This window comes from Natronoarchaeum philippinense, from assembly GCF_900215575.1.
GTDB classification, from domain to species: domain Archaea; phylum Halobacteriota; class Halobacteria; order Halobacteriales; family Natronoarchaeaceae; genus Natronoarchaeum; species Natronoarchaeum philippinense.
In genome coordinates, this window is the sequence record NZ_OBEJ01000003.1 from 330,635 (window position 1) to 347,206 (window position 16,572).

General features: G+C 66.8%; 20 protein-coding genes. 10 read left to right on the forward strand and 10 right to left on the reverse strand.

Annotated elements, in window-relative coordinates; all coding sequences use genetic code 11:
* Nucleotides 1–77: 77 nt before the first annotated feature.
* The 5 genes from CRO01_RS12405 (at nt 78) to CRO01_RS12425 (ending at nt 2,994) form a co-directional block, all read left to right on the forward strand.
* On the forward strand, nt 78–764 hold the full coding sequence (locus CRO01_RS12405) for a helix-turn-helix domain-containing protein (RefSeq protein ID WP_097009463.1): 687 nt from the start codon (nt 78–80) through the stop codon (nt 762–764).
* A 90-nt stretch (nt 765–854) separates the two neighbouring features.
* On the forward strand, nt 855–1,652 hold the full coding sequence (locus tag CRO01_RS12410) for an alpha/beta fold hydrolase (RefSeq protein WP_097009464.1): 798 nt from the start codon (nt 855–857) through the stop codon (nt 1,650–1,652).
* A 60-nt stretch (nt 1,653–1,712) separates the two neighbouring features.
* A complete protein-coding gene (locus CRO01_RS12415) occupies nt 1,713–2,222 on the forward strand; it encodes a TspO/MBR family protein (protein ID WP_097009465.1) in 510 nt (169 codons plus the stop codon).
* A 116-nt stretch (nt 2,223–2,338) separates the two neighbouring features.
* Nucleotides 2,339–2,590: an AbrB/MazE/SpoVT family DNA-binding domain-containing protein gene (locus tag CRO01_RS12420; RefSeq protein ID WP_097009466.1), complete on the forward strand. Its 252-nt coding sequence runs from the start codon at nt 2,339–2,341 to the stop codon at nt 2,588–2,590.
* Nucleotides 2,572–2,994 carry a type II toxin-antitoxin system VapC family toxin gene (locus tag CRO01_RS12425; RefSeq protein ID WP_097009467.1) on the forward strand — a complete coding sequence of 141 codons (423 nt, stop codon included), beginning with the start codon at nt 2,572–2,574 and terminating at the stop codon, nt 2,992–2,994. The genes CRO01_RS12420 and CRO01_RS12425 overlap by 19 nt, the downstream gene beginning before the upstream one ends.
* Here the strand turns inward: CRO01_RS12425 and CRO01_RS12430 are convergent.
* Nucleotides 2,988–3,986, reverse strand: coding sequence for a replication factor C small subunit (locus CRO01_RS12430; RefSeq protein ID WP_097009468.1), 999 nt, complete (start codon nt 3,984–3,986; stop codon nt 2,988–2,990). The genes CRO01_RS12425 and CRO01_RS12430 overlap by 7 nt on opposite strands.
* Nucleotides 3,987–4,091: 105 nt before the next feature.
* Between CRO01_RS12430 and CRO01_RS12435 the strand changes: the two genes are divergently transcribed.
* On the forward strand, nt 4,092–4,586 hold the full coding sequence (locus CRO01_RS12435; protein ID WP_097009469.1) for a hypothetical protein: 495 nt from the start codon (nt 4,092–4,094) through the stop codon (nt 4,584–4,586).
* Between the two features lie 66 nt (nt 4,587–4,652).
* On the forward strand, nt 4,653–4,850 hold the full coding sequence (gene samp2 / locus CRO01_RS12440) for a ubiquitin-like small modifier protein SAMP2 (RefSeq protein WP_097009470.1): 198 nt from the start codon (nt 4,653–4,655) through the stop codon (nt 4,848–4,850).
* A 6-nt stretch (nt 4,851–4,856) separates the two neighbouring features.
* Here samp2 and rio1 read toward each other — a convergent pair whose 3' ends face one another.
* The 3 genes from rio1 to eif1A are packed head-to-tail and all read right to left on the reverse strand — an operon-like array spanning nt 4,857 to nt 6,263.
* Entirely contained in the window at nt 4,857–5,741 is an 885-nt protein-coding gene (rio1, locus tag CRO01_RS12445; protein WP_097009471.1) for a serine/threonine-protein kinase Rio1, read from the reverse strand.
* A gap of 46 nt (nt 5,742–5,787) precedes the next feature.
* Nucleotides 5,788–5,985, reverse strand: a complete 198-nt coding sequence (locus CRO01_RS12450) for a PF20097 family protein (protein ID WP_097009472.1) — start codon at nt 5,983–5,985, stop codon at nt 5,788–5,790.
* On the reverse strand, nt 5,985–6,263 hold the full coding sequence (gene eif1A, locus CRO01_RS12455) for a translation initiation factor eIF-1A (protein ID WP_097009473.1): 279 nt from the start codon (nt 6,261–6,263) through the stop codon (nt 5,985–5,987). Before eif1A ends, CRO01_RS12450 begins: the two co-directional genes overlap by 1 nt.
* 147 nt (nt 6,264–6,410) lie before the next feature.
* Here eif1A and CRO01_RS12460 point away from each other — a divergent pair, with 147 nt between their 5' ends.
* A complete protein-coding gene (locus CRO01_RS12460; protein WP_097009474.1) occupies nt 6,411–6,599 on the forward strand; it encodes a DUF7470 family protein in 189 nt (62 codons plus the stop codon).
* Between the two features lie 171 nt (nt 6,600–6,770).
* Here CRO01_RS12460 and CRO01_RS12465 read toward each other — a convergent pair whose 3' ends face one another.
* The 4 genes from CRO01_RS12465 to CRO01_RS12480 all read right to left on the reverse strand — a co-directional run bounded on the left by CRO01_RS12465 (nt 6,771) and on the right by CRO01_RS12480 (nt 13,470).
* Nucleotides 6,771–10,721: a glucodextranase DOMON-like domain-containing protein gene (locus CRO01_RS12465; RefSeq protein ID WP_097009475.1), complete on the reverse strand. Its 3,951-nt coding sequence runs from the start codon at nt 10,719–10,721 to the stop codon at nt 6,771–6,773.
* A gap of 376 nt (nt 10,722–11,097) precedes the next feature.
* Nucleotides 11,098–11,628: a heme NO-binding domain-containing protein gene (locus CRO01_RS12470; RefSeq protein ID WP_097009476.1), complete on the reverse strand. Its 531-nt coding sequence runs from the start codon at nt 11,626–11,628 to the stop codon at nt 11,098–11,100.
* Nucleotides 11,629–11,722: 94 nt separating this feature from the next.
* A complete protein-coding gene (locus tag CRO01_RS12475; RefSeq protein ID WP_097009477.1) occupies nt 11,723–12,577 on the reverse strand; it encodes a ribose-phosphate diphosphokinase in 855 nt (284 codons plus the stop codon).
* A gap of 53 nt (nt 12,578–12,630) precedes the next feature.
* On the reverse strand, nt 12,631–13,470 hold the full coding sequence (locus CRO01_RS12480; protein WP_097009478.1) for an HVO_0234 family beta-propeller protein: 840 nt from the start codon (nt 13,468–13,470) through the stop codon (nt 12,631–12,633).
* A gap of 81 nt (nt 13,471–13,551) precedes the next feature.
* Between CRO01_RS12480 and CRO01_RS12485 the strand changes: the two genes are divergently transcribed.
* Nucleotides 13,552–13,833 (forward strand): hypothetical protein, encoded by a 282-nt coding sequence (locus tag CRO01_RS12485; RefSeq protein ID WP_097009671.1) that lies wholly within the window; start codon nt 13,552–13,554, stop codon nt 13,831–13,833.
* Between the two features lie 156 nt (nt 13,834–13,989).
* Here CRO01_RS12485 and glmM read toward each other — a convergent pair whose 3' ends face one another.
* Entirely contained in the window at nt 13,990–15,303 is a 1,314-nt protein-coding gene (gene glmM, locus CRO01_RS12490; protein ID WP_097009479.1) for a phosphoglucosamine mutase, read from the reverse strand.
* Between the two features lie 96 nt (nt 15,304–15,399).
* On the opposite strand from glmM, the gene rpiA reads away from it, so the two are divergent.
* Nucleotides 15,400–16,086 (forward strand): ribose-5-phosphate isomerase RpiA, encoded by a 687-nt coding sequence (gene rpiA / locus CRO01_RS12495; protein WP_097009480.1) that lies wholly within the window; start codon nt 15,400–15,402, stop codon nt 16,084–16,086.
* Between the two features lie 126 nt (nt 16,087–16,212).
* Here rpiA and CRO01_RS12500 read toward each other — a convergent pair whose 3' ends face one another.
* Nucleotides 16,213–16,380: a DUF1931 family protein gene (locus tag CRO01_RS12500; protein WP_004267503.1), complete on the reverse strand. Its 168-nt coding sequence runs from the start codon at nt 16,378–16,380 to the stop codon at nt 16,213–16,215.
* Between the last annotated feature and the right edge of the window lie 192 nt (nt 16,381–16,572).

The window sequence follows — 16,572 nt, forward strand, 5'->3', positions numbered from 1 at the left end:
TCTGTCGTCGGAGCGTTCTTCGCGATCGACCGCGCCGCGTTCGACTCCTATATCCGTGCCGTCGCGTACCGTCGGCTATGGGACTCGTGGCGGAGTTCGACATCCACTGTGAACACCTTCCGGCCGTCGACGCCGCGGCGTCGGTTCCGCCGGCGACGATGGTGCTCGAACTGCAGTTCAACCACGGGAACCGCCCGGTGTTTCTGCTCACCGTCACCGGCGGTTCGCGAGACGAGATCGAGGCGGCTATCGCCGGTGCCGACGACCTGACCGACTGCACGCTGGTCGGGCGGGCCGGCGACACCCGCCGCTACCAGACGCTGCCGGTGTACAGTCTCGAAGAACAGCTCGGCCCGTATCTCGACGACCTCTCGGGGTTGAAAGCGCTCGCCACGGCCGACGCCATCATCGAACGCATAGAGGTCACGCCGGACGGCTGGACCCAGACCGGCTGGTTCGCCGACCGGGAGACGTTCGACGAGTTCCGAACCTTCTGGCAGCGCAACTCCGGCTTCCGTCTGCGACGGCTCACTCGGGACGGAACGCCCGAGCCACCCGGCGACGGGCTGACCGACCGACAGGACGAGGCGCTACGGACGGCCTACGAGTTGGGCTACTTCGACATCCCACGAGGTGCCTCTCTAGAGGACGTTGCCGCGGAACTCGACATCTCGGCGTCGTCGGTCTCCGAACGCCTGCGCCGCGCTCAGACCCGGCTCGTCGAGGAGACGGTCGCCCCGACGTGGCCGCCGCTGCTCGACTGATTCGATCGTCCGGCCGCGGTGCTCACTTAAAACGCCGGACGATTGAGAGACAGCCCTACCCGAGTCTGCGACCAATCAGCGTACCCAGCGATGCAGACAACGACCACTGACGACGGAACGAGCATCGAGTACGAACGACGCGGCGACGGACGCCCGCTAATCTTGCTCCACGGCGGGATGGCGCCCCGGCAGTACTGGGAGCCGGTCGTTCCTCACTTCGAGGAGTACGCCGCCGTGATCCCGCAGCGTCCCGGCTTCGGGACTTGCCTCGACGACCCAGCGGAGACGAGCGCGGCCGACATCGTCGACCGCGAGGCCGAGTACGTTCGCGCGCTCGTCGACGCCGTCGAGGGGCAGCCGATCCTGCTGGGTCACTCGTTCGGCGCGCTCACCGCGTTCGAGGCCGCGACGGACGCGCCGATCGAAGCCGTCGTCGGCTACGAACCCGCCGTTCTCCCCGAGGACTATCGCGGGCAGGCAGACCTAGCCGACCGGATGCAAGCACTTCTCGACGAGGGCGACCGCCGCGAAGCGATCAAACGCTACGTCGAGCAGGTTCTCCACCCGGACGGAATCGACGACCTCGACGCGTGGCTCGCCGAGTGGCCGGTCTGGCCGGAGTGTGTCGACCTCGCCGAGGAGGTCGTCCGGATGAACCGCGCTGTCGAGCGCTACCGGCTTCCCGATCGGCTGGATGTCGAGGCGTCGGCGCTCGTCCTGACCGGCACGGACGGTCCGGCGTTCCTCCGCGAGAGCGCCCGCGCCGTCCACGAGGCACTCCCCCACAGCCGCTTCGTCGAGTTCGACGGCGTCAGTCACAGCGGCCCAGCCGAAGCGCCGGCAACGGTTGCAGCAGCGGTCGAATCGTTCCTCGCCACCCGACGGTAGGCGTTCGGTCGCCGCCGCGCCGCCCAAACTGCTACGACCGTCGCGGCCCATACTCTACGTATGAGCCACACCGAACAGACGGGGCGCTTCGGCCTCTCTGATCTCGACGCACGCAACCTGCTCGCCCTCGCGGGATTCATCGTCGGCGTCAACGCGGTCGGCGCGGCGCCGTCGGTCGTCGCCGGCGCCGACACCTCGTGGATCGAAGAACCGTGGTTCTTCCCGCCGACGATCGCCTTTCCGATCGTCTGGACGCTGCTGTTTACCCTCATGGGCGTCGCGCTCTTTCTGGTCTGGCGCCGCGGCACGGACCGACGCGCCGTCAAGATCGCGCTGGGCGCCTTCGGCGTCCAGATGGCGCTGAACGTCGCGTGGACGCCGGCGTTTTTCGGCCTACAGATGCCGGGACTCGGGCTGGCGATCATCGCCGCGCTCTGGGTCGCCATCGTCGGGACGATCGCGGCGTTTGATCGGGTGGACCGGCGCGCAGCGGCGCTGCTGGTGCCCTATCTGGCGTGGGTGACGTTCGCGGCGGTGCTGAACTACGCGGTCTGGCAGGGGAGCGCGTGAGTGTCGCGTCGGCGTTTTTCGCTAAGTGTCGTGCGCACGACTGAGGCGTCGTCTACCTTCTGGGACCGCAGACTTTTGAGTAAGGAGGATGTAGTTCACGTAAGGAGGATTTGAAAATGTCTTACGAGGCGACCGTCACGAGCAAGGGCCAGATCACGATCCCGAAGGAGGTTCGTGAACGGATGGGACTCCATCGCGGCGAGAAAGTCCTGTTCCGGTTCGACGAGGACGGCAGCGTGCGGATCGTCGGCGTTCCGAGCGATCCGATGGACCGTCTGGACGAGGCCCAACAGCGCGCGGCACCGTACGACCTCGACGCCCAAGAGCTGATCGAGCGCGAGCGCGAGCAGTGGAGCCGGTTACGGTGATCTATCTGGACTCGTGGGTCTGGTTGGAGTACGGATTCCGCGGTGAGTCGTGGGAACGAGCGCGCGACGCCATCGAGGAGGCCCGATCGAACGGCGGCGTCGTTTCGGCGATCGCACTCGCCGAGGTCGACTACATCCTCGCCCGCGATGTCGACCGAGAGGCGGCGGATCTCGTCACCGGGGCGATCGAGGGCTTCGACGCCATCGATGTCGTCCCCGTCTCGTCGGAAGTCGCGCTGTACGCCTCGCAGCTGCGATCGAAGTACTATCAGCGCCGCGAGCGGGAACTCTCCTACGCGGACGCGATCCATCTGGCGACGGCCGCGCTACTGGACTGTACCGTACTCTACACTGGCGACTCGGACTTTGAGGATGTCGAGGAAGTGGACGCCGTCGTCTACTGATCGCCCGCTTCGAGCGCGAGCGACGCCAGCATCGCCTCTAGCTGGACGCGCTCGTTGGCGCCCTCGGTGATGCGGTAGTCGGCCTCGCCGACGCGGTCCATCAGGCGCACCGCGGCGTCGTCGTCGATGTCGAGATCCCACACCGACCGGTGGAGTTGGTCGATCACGTCGCCGCCGGCGATCCCCTTGTCGACGAGCAACTCGCGGAGCTTCGAGCGCGCTGCGACGAAGTCGCCGTCGATAGCGGTCTGGATCATCGTCTCGACTTCCTCCGGGCGGGCCGTCGAGGTGATCTTAAACACCGTCTCCTCGTCGACGGTCTCGCCCATCACCGCGGCGGCCTGCAGGGCGTTGATCGCCTTGCGCATGTCGCCGTCGGCGGCGTAGGCCAGCGCGTCGACGCCGTCCTGAGTCAGATCGATCTCCTCCTCTGCGGCGACTTTTCGGACCTGTTTCTCGACGGCGTCGTCGGCAAGCGGCGCGAACCGAAAGACGGCACAGCGCGACTGGATCGGATCGATGATCTGGCTGGAGTAGTTACACGAGAGGATAAAGCGCGTGCTGTTCGAGAACTGCTCCATCGTCCGGCGCAGCGCCGACTGGGCGTCGCTGGTCAGCGCGTCGGCCTCGTCCAAGAAGATGATGCGGTAGCTGTAGCCCTGCACCTCGCCGCCGAAGCTCGATCGCGCGAAGTCCTTGATCCGACCGCGAACCACGTCGATCCCGCGCTCGTCGGAGGCGTTGAGTTCGAGGAAGTTCTGCTCCCAGTCGTCGCCGTAGATCTCGCGGGCGATGGCCGTGGCCGCAGTGGTTTTCCCGATCCCCGCCTCGCCGGCAAACAAGAGGTTGGGCAGGTCGTCGCGCTCGATGTAGCTCTGGAGGCGCTCGGTGATCCCGTCCTGCCCGACGATCTCGTCGAGGGTCTGGGGTCGATACTTCTCGGTCCAGACGTCCTGTCGCCCACCCGCCGGCGCTCCCTCGGCGTCGCTCATACCACGTCCCAGTCCCCTCACGGCTATAAAATCCCCGAGAGCGATCCCGCAGCGCCGACCGTTTCGCCGCCCACGCTTTTGGCCCGACTCGTCGTACGCTTTGCTATGGGTCCCGCGAGCTGGCTTCCTGCTCCGATCGCCGGCGCCGCGACGGCAGCCGCGGCGTACTACCTCGTCGGCGCGCTCGCGCTGACGCTGTGGCCGGAGTTTTCCGCGACGGCGTCCCGGACGGTCGTCAGGCGACCGGGTCGTGCGCTCGTCTCGGGGGCGTTCGTGATGCTGCTGGTCTCGGGACTGGCGGTGCTCGCTTTCACCGCCCTGTGGATCGCCGGCCCCTTCGTCGTGTTCGCGCTGGTCTGGCTCCCGCTTGCGCTGCTCGCACTGGTGTATGTCACGCTCGGCGTATTCGGCGGCGTCCTCTCGCTGGTCGGCGTCGACAGCCCGTATCCTGCGCTCGCGATCGGCGGCGTCGTTCCGGCGACGATCTCGTGGCTCCCCCGCGACGCCGTGATCGACGTGCTCTTTTTGGGTATCCTGACGCTCGGCAGCGGGGCGATGCTGTGGTCGCTCTGGCACCGCCGACGATCGGTTCCGGAGTAGCTGCTCCGACGGCTCGCCCGCCCGAGACGCGACACGCTCAAGCCCGTCCCGCCGCTACGCCGATCCATGCAGGTTATCGTGGACGTCAAGGGCGAGGACACCCACGAGGTCGATCTCTCGGAACCGACCTACGCCGACCTCCTGTCGGCGGTCGATCTGAGTCCGCACGAGGCGTCGGTACTGGTCGACGGGAGTCCGGTGCCCGAGGACCAGCCCGTCGAGAGCGACCGGGTGACTGTTCTGCGGCTCATCAAGGGCGGATAGCTACGACTACTTGTTCGGGTCGGCGTTCTCGTGGACCCACTCGTACAACTCGGCGCCGTCGGCGTCGACGCCCTGTCGGCGGAAAAAGGAAGCGACGTTCTCGCAGTCCCGTTCGAGGAACTCCTCGGCGTTGGGGTGGTGGATCGTGACCGCCTGTCCGATGTCGATGATCACCAGCTGACCCTCGTAGAACAACACGTTGTACTCGCTCAGGTCGCCGTGTACGAGTCCGGCGGCGTACAGCCGGCGGACGTACTCCCGGACGACGCCGTAGGCCGTCTCGGGATTTTCGATGGATACCTCGTCGAGGCGGCGCGCGCGCTGGCCCTCGGTGGCGACGAACTCCATCACCAGCACGTTGCGCTGGGCGGCGATCGGGGTCGGAACGCGGACGCCGGCTTTGCGCGCGCGTTCGAGGTTCGATAGCTCCTTGCGGGTCCACGCCAGCACGATCTCTTTTTTGTCGCCAAGCTCCTCGAAGCGGGGGTCGCCGACGAGATACTCGCGCATGTCCCGGAAGTTGGTCGCCCGCGTTCGGTACACCTTGATGGCGACCTGTTCGGCGCCGTCGGCGAGTTCTTTCAAGGAGCGTTCGCCGCCCAGCGCCTCGTAGACGTTTGCCTCCTTGCCAGTCGACACGGGGCCGCCCAGCGCGTCGACGTAGCCGTCCTGTACGAGTTTGTACAGCGCGGCGAACGTGGCGTCGTCGAACGCCGACTCTTGGACTTTGAACCGCTCTGAGTTTTTGATGCGCTTTCGCCACTGGTCGAACTCGCGGTCGCGTTCGCGCGCGATCCGGTCGGCCTCCGTGTCGCTGACGTCGATCTCCTCGAACTCGTCGCCGGGCGCCTCGGCTTCGTCGGTGTCGAGGAGGCCGTACTCGCCGTTCATCTACGACGGGCTAGGCGAGCCAGCCCTAAAAGGGTGCGTTCATTGCTCACTCGTCGACATCGGCGTAGACCCGAACCAACCCACACTCCGGGCAGACGACGGCGTCGACATCGAGTTGCTCCTTGGCGCCGACCTTCCCAAGCAGTCCGTCCCGTTGCTCATCGAGCACGAACCGCTCGGCGCTTCCGAGCCGTCCCGACTCCATGCCGACGCCGCAGTCGGGACAGCGCGGCTCGGTCGCCATTACTGGATGTGTCCTTCGTCGCGCAGCTGGTCGGCGTCCTGTTTGTCGTAGCGCCACGTGATGTCGGCCTTCTCGTCCTGCCAGTCCCACGGCTCGACGAGCACGACGTCGTCTTCCCGGATCCAGATGCGTTTTTGCATCTTGCCGGGGATCCGTGCGGTGCGTTCGGTGCCGTCGGCGCAGCGTACCTTGACGCGATTCGCTCCGAGCATGTTCGTGACCTCGGCGAACACCTCGTCTCCCTCTGGCATCCGGAGGTCGTTGCGGCCGTCGCTCATGTGCGCCCATTGGTGGCGGACGTTTTTAAAAACGCGGGATCGGGCTCACGGCCCGTGGAGACGCCGTCGCGTGGGCGCACTCGGCCGTCTGGTCCTCTCGCCCGCGCAAACGAAAACCATTAACTGTTGTTCGGGACTCCCGAGCGTATGCTCAAACGACTCGGTGCGACCGGTATCGTCGGCCTGCTTGCGATCCTCGGCGGTATCGCGCTCATCGCCTCCGAAAGTCTCGTCGTCGCCGGCGGCATCGCGCTGGTGCTCGCTGGGATCGGACTGATCGTTCGCGCGCTCGTCACCAGCCTCATCAACTCGATGGGTATGGGTGGCATGTTCTGATCCCCCGGTAGCTACCGATATCGCCCGGTCTAACTCTCTGACAGCCGTCCCGACCAGCGGCGTCGCCGTCGCTAGCCATAGAGCGGCGCCGCCGTCGCTAGCTCTCGCGTGGCGTCGCTTCGAATCTCCTGCGCAAAAAATCAGCGTCGAATCGGAACCGCTCGATTGCGGTTACTCTTCGTCGTCGTCTTCGGTGTCGGACATGCGGCGTGCCGCCTCGGCGGCGCCGGCCACGCCGGCCGCACCAGCCGCGACGCCGAAGCCGGGCAGCCCGTCGCTGCTGCCGTCGTCGCTGCTGGAACTGTTACCGCCGCTGTCACTGCTGGAGCCGCTGCCGTCGTCGCTGTTACCGTCGTCGTTGTTACCGCCGCTACCGCTGCCACCGCTGTAGTTGCCCACCGTGACGAAGGGCAGGGAGACGGTGCTGTCGGCGGAGTAGTTGCTCAGCACGGACGCCTGATCGGTGCCTTCGGGCGTCAGGATGTCCATCGCGGCCGGGTCGTTGGTACCCGTGCCGCCGCCGATGGCGTGCTGACCGTTGGACTCGGCGATTCCGCGGACGCCCTTGGTGCCGTAGCCGTCGTAGGGGACGGTGACCGGCTGGATCGCCATGCCGGTCTCCTCGTGGGACCAGCTGAGCGCGCCGCGGGGCACGTCGATGGAGACGGTCTTCCCGTCGGTTTGGGTGTTCACGTCCGTCGAGATAGCCTCGCCGGCTGCGTTCTCGACGGCCATGGTGCCCTCGCCGTGGACGACCACGCGGTAGTGGTACGGCTGGGCGAAGCCGAGATTCGTCCCGCCGCGGCCTTCGGTTCCGCTGGGGCCGCCAGCGTTGGGCGCAGCCACGTAGATCTGGAACATCTGGTGGCTGAAGCCGGGGCCGAAGCTCCACGGGTTCTGGATCTCCTCGGCCATCGTGTAGTTGAACCGGACGCGGCTACGAGAGGCCTCGACGCTGAAGGACTCGATGTCCCACGCGTTCTCGTAGTAGGCGTCGGCGGTCGGCAGAGTGTACTGGCCCGATGCCATCCCGTCGCCGACCGGGTCGGAGAAGCTTGCGACCTCCTTGAACTCGGTCGTGACCAGCACGTACGAGAGCTGGGCGAGCTCGCCCTCGGAGTACGACAGCGCCTTGGGCTGGGTCGTGTTGTCGCTGGTCACCATGTCGATGATGTTCGGCGCGCTGTCGTTCTCGGCGCCGCCGAAGGCGTTCGCGGCGGCCTCCGACTCGACGGGCATGACGTTGCCGTCGGCCGAGCCGTCGTAGCCGAGCATCAGGGGCGCGAGCTGCATCGTCTCGGGCGAGACGTCGAGCTGGCGCTTGGGGATCTCGGTGATAATCTCGTACACCGCGTTGTTGATCTTGACGTTGCCGGTGGCGACCTCGTTGCCGTCGGCGTCTTCGAGGCGCGCGCCGTTCTCGCCGTCGGTGACCACGCGGTAGTGGTACGGCTCGGAGAATTCGGCGTTGACGCCCGTCCGGGCCGCCGTCGACCCGCCGTCGCCGCTACTGTCGCGCACGTAGACTTGGAGGTGCTGGTTGGAGAACCCGTGCTCCAGATCGTCGGGGTTGGTGACCTCCGTGTCGACGCCGTAGATGAACTGGTAGTGGTCGTCGGTCTCGTGGACGCGGAACGTGTCGATGTCGAACGTCCCGTCGGCGTAGCCGTCGCCGGTGGGGTAGGTGTACGGCGTCGTGCCGTCCTCGGTGTCGGGCTGGCCCGGACCGATGTCGTCGCCGGTCTGGTCGCCCGTCTCGAAGACGGTCTCGCCGACCGGCAGCAGCGTCGGCGTCTCGTAGACGGCGATCGTGTCGACCTCGGTGACGCTCGCTGCCGCGCCGCTCGGGATCGAGAGATCCTCGCCGCTGATCACGTCGGTCGTGCTCACGTCCGGTCGGAGGTTGACCTGTGCCGGCTCCTCCTCGAAGTTGACGACGACGACGGCCTTCTCGGGGCCGCTGACATCGTCGAGGTGGCTCGCGTCGCGTCCGAACACGAGAAGGTTGGGTTCGGCCTTGAACGCAGTCGTGAACCACTCGGCGGACATATCTGCGTCCGGTTTGAGCACGTCCAGATCGTGGTACGCGCTGATCAGGTCCTTGTAGAACTGGAGGTGGTCCTCGTCGTACTCGTCCCAGTTCATGAACGCCCGCTTTTTGCCGCCGGGGAAGACGTCCCCGTCCCGCGGGTCGTCCTCGCCCATGTGGCGGCCCTCGCCGTACTGGCTGATAGCGCGTTCCTGACCGTAGTAGACGAAGGGGACGCCGGGCAGCGCGACGCCGGCCGCCCAGCAGGCGCGCTGGGCCTTCTTGGGGTTGTCGCGGGTGCCGCCCTCCATGATCTGGTTGAGAAGGCGTTCCTCGTCGTGGTTCTCGGTCGTGTTGAGGACCAAGCTGTGCTCCGGGAATCCCTCCGTCTTCCGCTTCTGGACGGCGTTCATCAGTTCGACGGCGGGAGCGTTGTCGCGGCCGACGCCGCGGGCGGTGTTCATGAAGTCCGCCGTGTCGAAGTGCATGTCGAACTCGTTCTCGCTGAACTGAGGATCGTTCGGGATCGTCTCGTTCAGCATCATGAACTCGCTGTTGTTCTCCCGGACGACTTCGCGCACCTCCTTCCACATGCTGTGGGGAACGCCCCACGCGATGTCGCAGCGGAAGCCGTCGACGCCGATCTGGCCAGACCAGAAGTCGGCGACGGCGAGCATGTGCTCGCGCAACGCGATGTTGTCGAAGTTCCAGTTGGGCATCACGCGCAGTCCCCAGAAGCCGGTGTTGGCCGGCTGGGGGTCGACAACGTCGCCCGAAGGCCCGGTGATCGGGGCGTCCATCCGGTCGAACCAGTCGAAGCGCTTGGAGTCTTTCTTCCAGCTCTTGAGCGGCGGGTACTCCCATCCTTCGGGCGCTGCCTCGCCGGTGGTGCCGGTGTGCGTGCTCGTGAAGAACTCGTGGTTGCGACCGCCGTGGTTGATCACGAGGTCGAACACGACGTGGATGTCGCGCTCGTGACAGGCGTCGACGAACGCCTGATAGTCTTCCATCGTCCCAAGGTCGGGCGCGATGGCCATGTAGTCGTTGGCGTCGTAGCCGTGGGGGCCGCCGCCCGCCATCTCCTTGCGGGAACTCTCGGAGGGGACGACCGGCGTCAGCCAGACCGCGTCGATACCTAGTTCTTCTAGATAATCGACATTGTCGGCGAGGTACTGCATGTCGGTCGCGCCGCGCTCGCCGGCAAACGACCGCGTGAAGATTTCGTACATCACGCCGTCTTTCATCCACTCTGGCGGTCGGTTCGGGTGGTGGGTCTCGCCGTCGGCATCGAGCACGACGCTGTCGGTGATGCCGTGAACCTCGCCGTCGAACGGCGCGGCGTGTACGCGTGCCGCTTCGCCGTCGATCGCGCTCTGGGGGACGCGCGCCGTGGTCCCCTCGACCGTGATGTCCTCAGTCGCCAGCGCGTCGCGGTCGTCGGCGAGGAACTCGACGACGAGGTCGTCGCGCGACGCGTTGCTGTTGGGCGCGAGATTGGCATTGGACTCGATGACGAACTCGCCGGCGCCGCCGTCGAACGATGCATCGAGCGAGATGCGCGGCGGGCCGCCGGCGTCACCGGGAGCCGCCGGGAACGCGTGGATCGTCTGCTGGTGGGTTCCGTCGGGCGCCTCCAGCTCTAGAACGTACGTACCAGCGGTGTCGGCGGTGAACTCGGCGGCGTTCTCCTTGCCGTTCGACCATCGAGGCTTTTCGGAGTCGTGTGTCTGTTCGAACTTCAGCTCGGCGTTCGAGCCATCGGGCTGCTCGGCGATCGACCACGTGAAGTCGTCGGCCGAGTAGTTCTCGGGATCGGCCTGGAAGTCCGGGACGCGAGGTGCGAGGTTGTCGCGCGCGTCGTAGAAGCCGTTCCCGACGTGGATCGGGTTGCTCAACTGCTCGCCGACAGCCACGAACCGGGGGTGGCCGGGGTGGTGGGAATTCGCTCCGCTCGCGGATGTTTGCTGCTGAAGCGCCGGCTGCGTCTCCGCGCTACCATAACCGGATGACAGCGAGAGTGCGCCGAGCCCGGCGATGCCGCCGAGCACGCTTCGTCGATCCATTTCGGGGGTGAGATTGTCGTTGTTGCTCATGAGTTACTTCGGAATCCGACGTAGTCGGTTACAGAACTGGAACGTCGCAGTCGGGCCGGCCGGGACGCCGATCCGACTCCGTGGGACCCCAGCGACCGTTCACCGTGGCGTGAACACGGCGCCAAACGGGCACGGCGCGTCGCCACATCGCCGTTTGACGGACCGATCGCTACGTTGGGTCGTCGCAAATCGTACCAGCACCTCCTCGACACGGGACGATGTAATGTTTCTTCATGCTTAATACTCCGTCTGTGATTAACATTTGCCTGTTGTAATGGAATTACGTAATTAAGTACATAATGAACAACCCCACTACGTACTCGTGTTTGCCCGTTCGTACCGCAATAGAGCACCTCGATCCGTGCCCCGCTGGTGCTCAGGCGAACTCGACGCGAAGCGTACAGTGATCGTCGCCGTCTTTCGTGCAGGTGCGCTCGTTGATCGTCACCTCGTCGTCGTACTTCTCGGCTACGCCGAGGACGATCCCTTCGGCCACCGCACAGAGTTCACGCTCGGACCGGTAGGTCACGACGATGTCGCCGCCGTCGGCTTCGGTCGCCACGTCGGGGAGCGTCGACTCCTCGTCTTGGGCCGCAACCCGCTCGTAGACCACCTCGAGTGCCAACAGCAACTCTTGGGTGCCCCAGTCGTCCCGGACGTGTGCTTTGAACGTATTCAGCAGTTCCGGTGCGAGGGTCCGTCCGAACGCCGTCTGATGGGCAGCCTCGTTCTCGTCGGTCGACGCCGCCAGCGCAGCAAAGACGGCATCGACTTCCTCGTCGGGATACCGACTCACTGGCAGGTACAGTTTCGGATCTAGCCCAGCTCGATCGGCAACGTCGTCCCACTCGGCGGCGTCGATCCCCTCGACGTACTCCTTGAGCGTCTTGTGAACGATTCCGTGCATGCTTTACCGTCTCTCGTTCGATCGCGCGTCGCTGCTCATACGTTACCTTCACGCAACCATCGCGTAAGTATTCCGGCGTTCCGGCGAGCCTGCTTCAGTTCTCCACGGCTCGCGCAATCGCCGGCGCAGCGCTGACCTCGCTGACCGGTCGTTCGATTGTGTCGGTGCCGTAGATCGCGTCCACGCCAGCCCGCGAGAGCTTCGTGACCGCGTTGCTGGCCAGCAGCGGATGGACGCAGGTGACGTAGACGCCGTCGGCACCCCGTTCGTCGAGCACGCCGACGGCCTCGCTCATCGTCGATCCTGTGGCGATGATGTCGTCGACGACGACCACGTCTCGCCCCTCTACATCGGCGTCGCTCGGTGTGATTTCGACCTCGCTGCCCGAGCGGCGCGTCTTCTCGAAGTAGTCGACCTCGCCCTCGCCCGCGGCCGAGCGGACGGTTTCGGCCAGTTCGATCGCGCCCGCGTCGGGCGAGAGAAAGAGCGGATCGGTCAAGTCATCCGGAAGCGGTTCAGCAAGCCGGTCGGCCGCGGTGACGGCGGTCGCCGAGGGCTCGAAAAAGTCACAGACCGCCCCCTCGTGGGGATCGACGGTGACGACCCGATCGGCGCCGGTACTGATCGCTCGTGCGACGGCCCGTGCCGAAACCGGCTCACCGTCCTCGAAGGCTCGGTCCTGTCGAGCGTAGCCCATGTACGGCAGCACCGTCACGACCTCCTCGAAGCCGGCCTCGCGGGCGGCGTCTTGCAACTGGAGCAGTTCCAGGTGGGCGTCGCCGGTCGGCGTCGACGCGACCACGACGGCACGATCCCCCTCGACCGCCCCGATCTGGGCCATCACTTCCCCGTCCGGAAACCGGTCGAACTCCACGGGTGCGAGCGGTTCGTCCAGTTCACGGGCCACCTCGGCGGCGAGCGACTGCGAGTGGCGTCCGCTGAGTATCATACTCGTGGCCACTCCGGCGAGCGATAAACCCGTTTTCGTTCGGACCGACGCCGTCATTCGGCGACCGCACAGCCGACGACCGGACGCAGGCCGAGGTGCTGGTGTCGCCAGCCGTCGCCGGCGTCCACGAGGAAGTGCCCATCGGCGGTCACGACGTACGTCGCCGGTCCGTAGCTCACTCCGACCGGTTCGCCCTCGATCGGTAACGAAATCCGTGACCACGCGTCCGCGCCCGGTGCCGATGCCGCTTCGGCGTCTCGCGTACGCGCGTAGAAATCACTGGCGACGACAGCGTGCGCTCGTCCGTCGCCTCCGGCCGCGACCATCGTCGCCTCGCCCTCGACAACTTGCTTCCAGCCAGCTTCATACCGGTAGACACCGTCGTCGGTCGCAGCGAGTTCGACATCGCCGGATGCCACGTCGGCCGCGGCGCCGAGGCCGGTTCGTTCGAGGGTGGTGGCTGCCCCGTCACCGTCTTCCTCGACGAGTCGGTAGACGCCGTCGCTCGCCGCGACGAGGTCGCCGTCGATCGCCTGCACCGACCCCCCGACCGTTCCCGCGTCGACCCATTCACCGGGATCGGTCGCCGTCGCTACCCTTCCTTCCCCGTCCCCCGCGACGACGGCGCCCCGTCGAAAGCCGACGGCGGTCGCCGAGCCGAATCCCAGTTCGAGCGGCTCCTCGCCCAACAAGACGATGTCTTCGTCGGTGGCGACGGCGATCTGGCCGGGCTGTCCCGCAATGTCGACTGTCTCGGTCCGATACTCGACGCCGAACTCGCCGACCAGATCCGCCGATACCGACACCGCGGCGACGCCGACGCCCGACCCGACGAACACGCGCGTCCGACCGGACTTTTCGGCGAAGATACGCTTTTCCTCGATCGTCGTCATGTGCGCCGAGAGGGCAGCGGCGGCCGAAAGCGTTCCGACGTGACGCCAAGCTTGACGCCGGAGGACCGCGAACGTTCTCCCGTGACAGACGTTTCCGAACTGGCCGCCGACCTCCACGAGCAGTTGCGAGCGACCGAGCAACGCCCTGTCGATCGGACCGCCAGCCGCTGGATCGGGGAGGCCCAAGCCGTCGCCGCCGACGTTGCCGAGGGCGATCCGCCCGAGTCGGTCGTCCGCGAGCGAATCGGCCACGTCGATCGGTTGCTCTCGGAGGTCGAAACCGTCGGCGACGAGCAGGCCAAAGCGCACGTCGAACGAGCCGACGAACTAGCCGATGAGATCCTCGACCGACTGGAAATGTGACGCCGGTCGGTCGTCGGCGTCCGGACGTTTATATCCGATCGAGCGGCGAGCGCCGGCATGATCTGAGAACGGTCCCGGCGCGGTCGAGCGGTTGTGCGGCCCGCCGCGTCGGACGATGCGGTTCCCAGTGCCGCCTGCACGCCCCTCTCGCCCGCTTCAGGCGCGAGCGTCCGCGAGGATACCCATCGCTTCCTCCAGCACTGCGTCGGCCGCATCTGGCTCCCGGGCTTCGGCAGTTACCCGAACGAGCGGCTGCGTTCCGCTCGCGCGCACGAGGAACCAGCCCTCGTCCATATCCACGCGGACGCCGTCCAGCGTCTCGACGCCGTCGTAGCGGTCCGCAACGAGCCCCTCGACACGCTCCATAACCCTCCCTTTCTCGTCGGTCTCGACGTTCTCCCGTCGGATCGGATACGTTTCGACGCCGTCGGCCAACTCCGCGAGCGGGCCGCGGCGGGCGACCAGCGCGGCCAGCCGGCACGCCGCCAGCGGGCCGTCGGGACACAGCGTCTCCTCTGGCCAGATCCACGCCCCGCTCGGCTCGCCGCCGAAGGCGACCCCCGACTCGCTCGCTCGTTCGGCGACGTACACGTCCCCGACCGGCGTGCGCGTCGTCTCGGCGCCGACCGAGGCCAGCGCGTCGGCCACCGCGAGGCTGGTGTCGACCGGCACCGCGACGCGGTCGCCCGACGCCGCGGCTTCGCGGCCGAACAGCGCGAGCAGCACGTCGCCCGAGAGAAAGGTACCGTCGCCCGCCACTGCTCGCATCCGGTCGGCGTCGCCGTCGTGGGCGATCCCCAGATCGGCGTCCGTCGCGGCGACCGTCGCCGCGAGGGTCCCGCAGTGCTCCGGGGTCGGCTCGCTCGGCCGGCCCGGGAAACTGCCGTCGGGCTGTGCGTTGAGCGTCTCGACCGAACAGCACAGTTCCGCCAGCGCGTCGGCGGTGACGCCGCCGGCGCCGTTGCCCACGTCGACGACGACCGACAGCGACTCGTCGATCGAGACGGCCTCGGTAAGCGCTTCGACGTGGCGCTCGCGGGCGCCGTCCCAGTGCGAGCGCTCGCCCTGTCCGGTCCAGTCGGCCAAATCCCACGCCTCCTCGCGGACGCGGCGCTCGATCGTTGTCCGGCGCTCCTCGTCGAACGCCTGTCCGCTCGGCGTCCAGAGCTTGATGCCGTTGTCCGGCGCCGGATTGTGCGAGGCGGTGATCGATACCCCGGCGTCGGCGTCGCGCCAGCCGACCGCTCGCGCGACCGTCGGCGTCGCGGCCAGCCCGAGGTCGATCACGTCCGCGCCACACTCCCGCGCTCCCGCCGCGAGCGCGTCGGTCAGCACGCGCCCGCTCTCGCGGGGGTCCCGTCCCACCACGATCCGATCGGCGTCGATACCGACGGCTCGCCCCACCGACAGCGCGAGTTCGGCGGTGACCGTCTCGCCGACCGGCCCGCGGATACCGCTCGTTCCGAACATATCCTATACGGGAGCGGGGTGCGACAAAAAGAGCGGGTATCGCCCTCGCCGTTCGCGCTCGTCAACCTTTTTGGGCCGCCCCGACCACTGACAGGCATGAAATCGAGCGGCGGATCGACGGCGGCGAAGCGCCGTGCAGGCCAGAGCGCGGCCGAAGCGGTCGAGGATGGGATGGTCGTCGGACTCGGAACCGGCAGCACGGCAGCTCACGCCATCCGAGCGATCGGCGACATGGTCGCCGACGGGCTGGACATCCGAGGCGTCCCGACCTCGTTTCAGTCACGGCAACTGGCGATCGAAGCAGGAATTCCCCTTGCTGACCTTGACGAAGTCGACGGTGTCGACGTAGCGATCGACGGCGCCGATCAGGTCGCCGGCGGTCAGTTGATCAAGGGCGGCGGCGCGGCCCACGCCCGGGAAAAGATCGTCGACGCCGCGGCCGACGAACTGCTGATCGTCGTCGATCCCGGAAAGCTCGCCGACCGACTCGACCACCCCGTTCCCGTGGAGGTACTGCCGGCCGCGCGGCCGGTCGCCACCGAGCAGATCGTCGCGCTGGACGGCGAGTCGGCGCTTCGGTCGGCCGAGCGCAAGGACGGCCCGGTCGTCACCGACAACGGCAACGTCGTGCTCGACTGCGAATTTGGCGTCGTTGAGGACCCCGCGAATCTGGCCGCTGAGTTGTCGGCCATCCCCGGCGTTGTCGAGCACGGCCTGTTCGTCGATCTGGCCGACGAGATCCACGTCGGCCGCGAGGACGGCGTCGACATCAGGACGCCGTAGCGCGGCTCGTTGACGCCGCTGCTTGGCTCGCGTGCGTGGATCGGTCGACCGTTCGGTCGATGTGTCGCAGGATAGCGCTACCGCTCGTCGATCGGCGTCGATAAAAAATGTAGCAGAGGGACCTGCTTACAGGTCGCGCGGCTGGACCGTCTTCCGGTCGTTGGCCTCGGCGCGGCGGGCGGCGTCCTCGAGCAGCTCGTCGACCTCTTCGTCGAGGGCGTCGTAGAAATCCGATGCGACGTTCTTGTCGTCGAGCGCTTCCTTCACGGCGGCTTTGACAATGAGGTCTGCCATACGACCTGACATTGAAAACCACCGTTTATAAACGTTCCCAAATCGTCCGGAGAGCGGGCCTGTATCCGGCATCCTGTCGCCCGTTGCCGGACGGATGACAGTATTCGACACACCCGGTGGTCGGCGTTCTTTAGTACTAGTCGACCGCTCGATTGCGTCCCGAAACGACATCTAGGAGTAGATCGAGCTAGG

Excerpts from the sequence above, each read along its gene's own strand:
- CRO01_RS12435 (WP_097009469.1), top strand. The coding sequence starts at position 4,092 with ATGGGTCCCGCGAGCTGGCTTCCTGCTCCGATCGCCGGCGCCGCGACG.
- CRO01_RS12405 (WP_097009463.1), top strand. The coding sequence starts at position 78 with ATGGGACTCGTGGCGGAGTTCGACATCCACTGTGAACACCTTCCGGCC.
- samp2 (WP_097009470.1), top strand. The coding sequence starts at position 4,653 with ATGCAGGTTATCGTGGACGTCAAGGGCGAGGACACCCACGAGGTCGAT.
- CRO01_RS12430 (WP_097009468.1), bottom strand. The coding sequence starts at position 3,986 with ATGAGCGACGCCGAGGGAGCGCCGGCGGGTGGGCGACAGGACGTCTGG.
- CRO01_RS12465 (WP_097009475.1), bottom strand. The coding sequence starts at position 10,721 with ATGAGCAACAACGACAATCTCACCCCCGAAATGGATCGACGAAGCGTG.
- CRO01_RS12420 (WP_097009466.1), top strand. The coding sequence starts at position 2,339 with ATGTCTTACGAGGCGACCGTCACGAGCAAGGGCCAGATCACGATCCCG.
- rio1 (WP_097009471.1), bottom strand. The coding sequence starts at position 5,741 with ATGAACGGCGAGTACGGCCTCCTCGACACCGACGAAGCCGAGGCGCCC.
- CRO01_RS12470 (WP_097009476.1), bottom strand. The coding sequence starts at position 11,628 with ATGCACGGAATCGTTCACAAGACGCTCAAGGAGTACGTCGAGGGGATC.
- CRO01_RS12475 (WP_097009477.1), bottom strand. The coding sequence starts at position 12,577 with ATGATACTCAGCGGACGCCACTCGCAGTCGCTCGCCGCCGAGGTGGCC.
- CRO01_RS12500 (WP_004267503.1), bottom strand. The coding sequence starts at position 16,380 with ATGGCAGACCTCATTGTCAAAGCCGCCGTGAAGGAAGCGCTCGACGAC.
- CRO01_RS12480 (WP_097009478.1), bottom strand. The coding sequence starts at position 13,470 with ATGACGACGATCGAGGAAAAGCGTATCTTCGCCGAAAAGTCCGGTCGG.
- CRO01_RS12460 (WP_097009474.1), top strand. The coding sequence starts at position 6,411 with ATGCTCAAACGACTCGGTGCGACCGGTATCGTCGGCCTGCTTGCGATC.
- CRO01_RS12450 (WP_097009472.1), bottom strand. The coding sequence starts at position 5,985 with ATGGCGACCGAGCCGCGCTGTCCCGACTGCGGCGTCGGCATGGAGTCG.
- eif1A (WP_097009473.1), bottom strand. The coding sequence starts at position 6,263 with ATGAGCGACGGCCGCAACGACCTCCGGATGCCAGAGGGAGACGAGGTG.
- CRO01_RS12410 (WP_097009464.1), top strand. The coding sequence starts at position 855 with ATGCAGACAACGACCACTGACGACGGAACGAGCATCGAGTACGAACGA.
- rpiA (WP_097009480.1), top strand. The coding sequence starts at position 15,400 with ATGAAATCGAGCGGCGGATCGACGGCGGCGAAGCGCCGTGCAGGCCAG.
- CRO01_RS12415 (WP_097009465.1), top strand. The coding sequence starts at position 1,713 with ATGAGCCACACCGAACAGACGGGGCGCTTCGGCCTCTCTGATCTCGAC.
- glmM (WP_097009479.1), bottom strand. The coding sequence starts at position 15,303 with ATGTTCGGAACGAGCGGTATCCGCGGGCCGGTCGGCGAGACGGTCACC.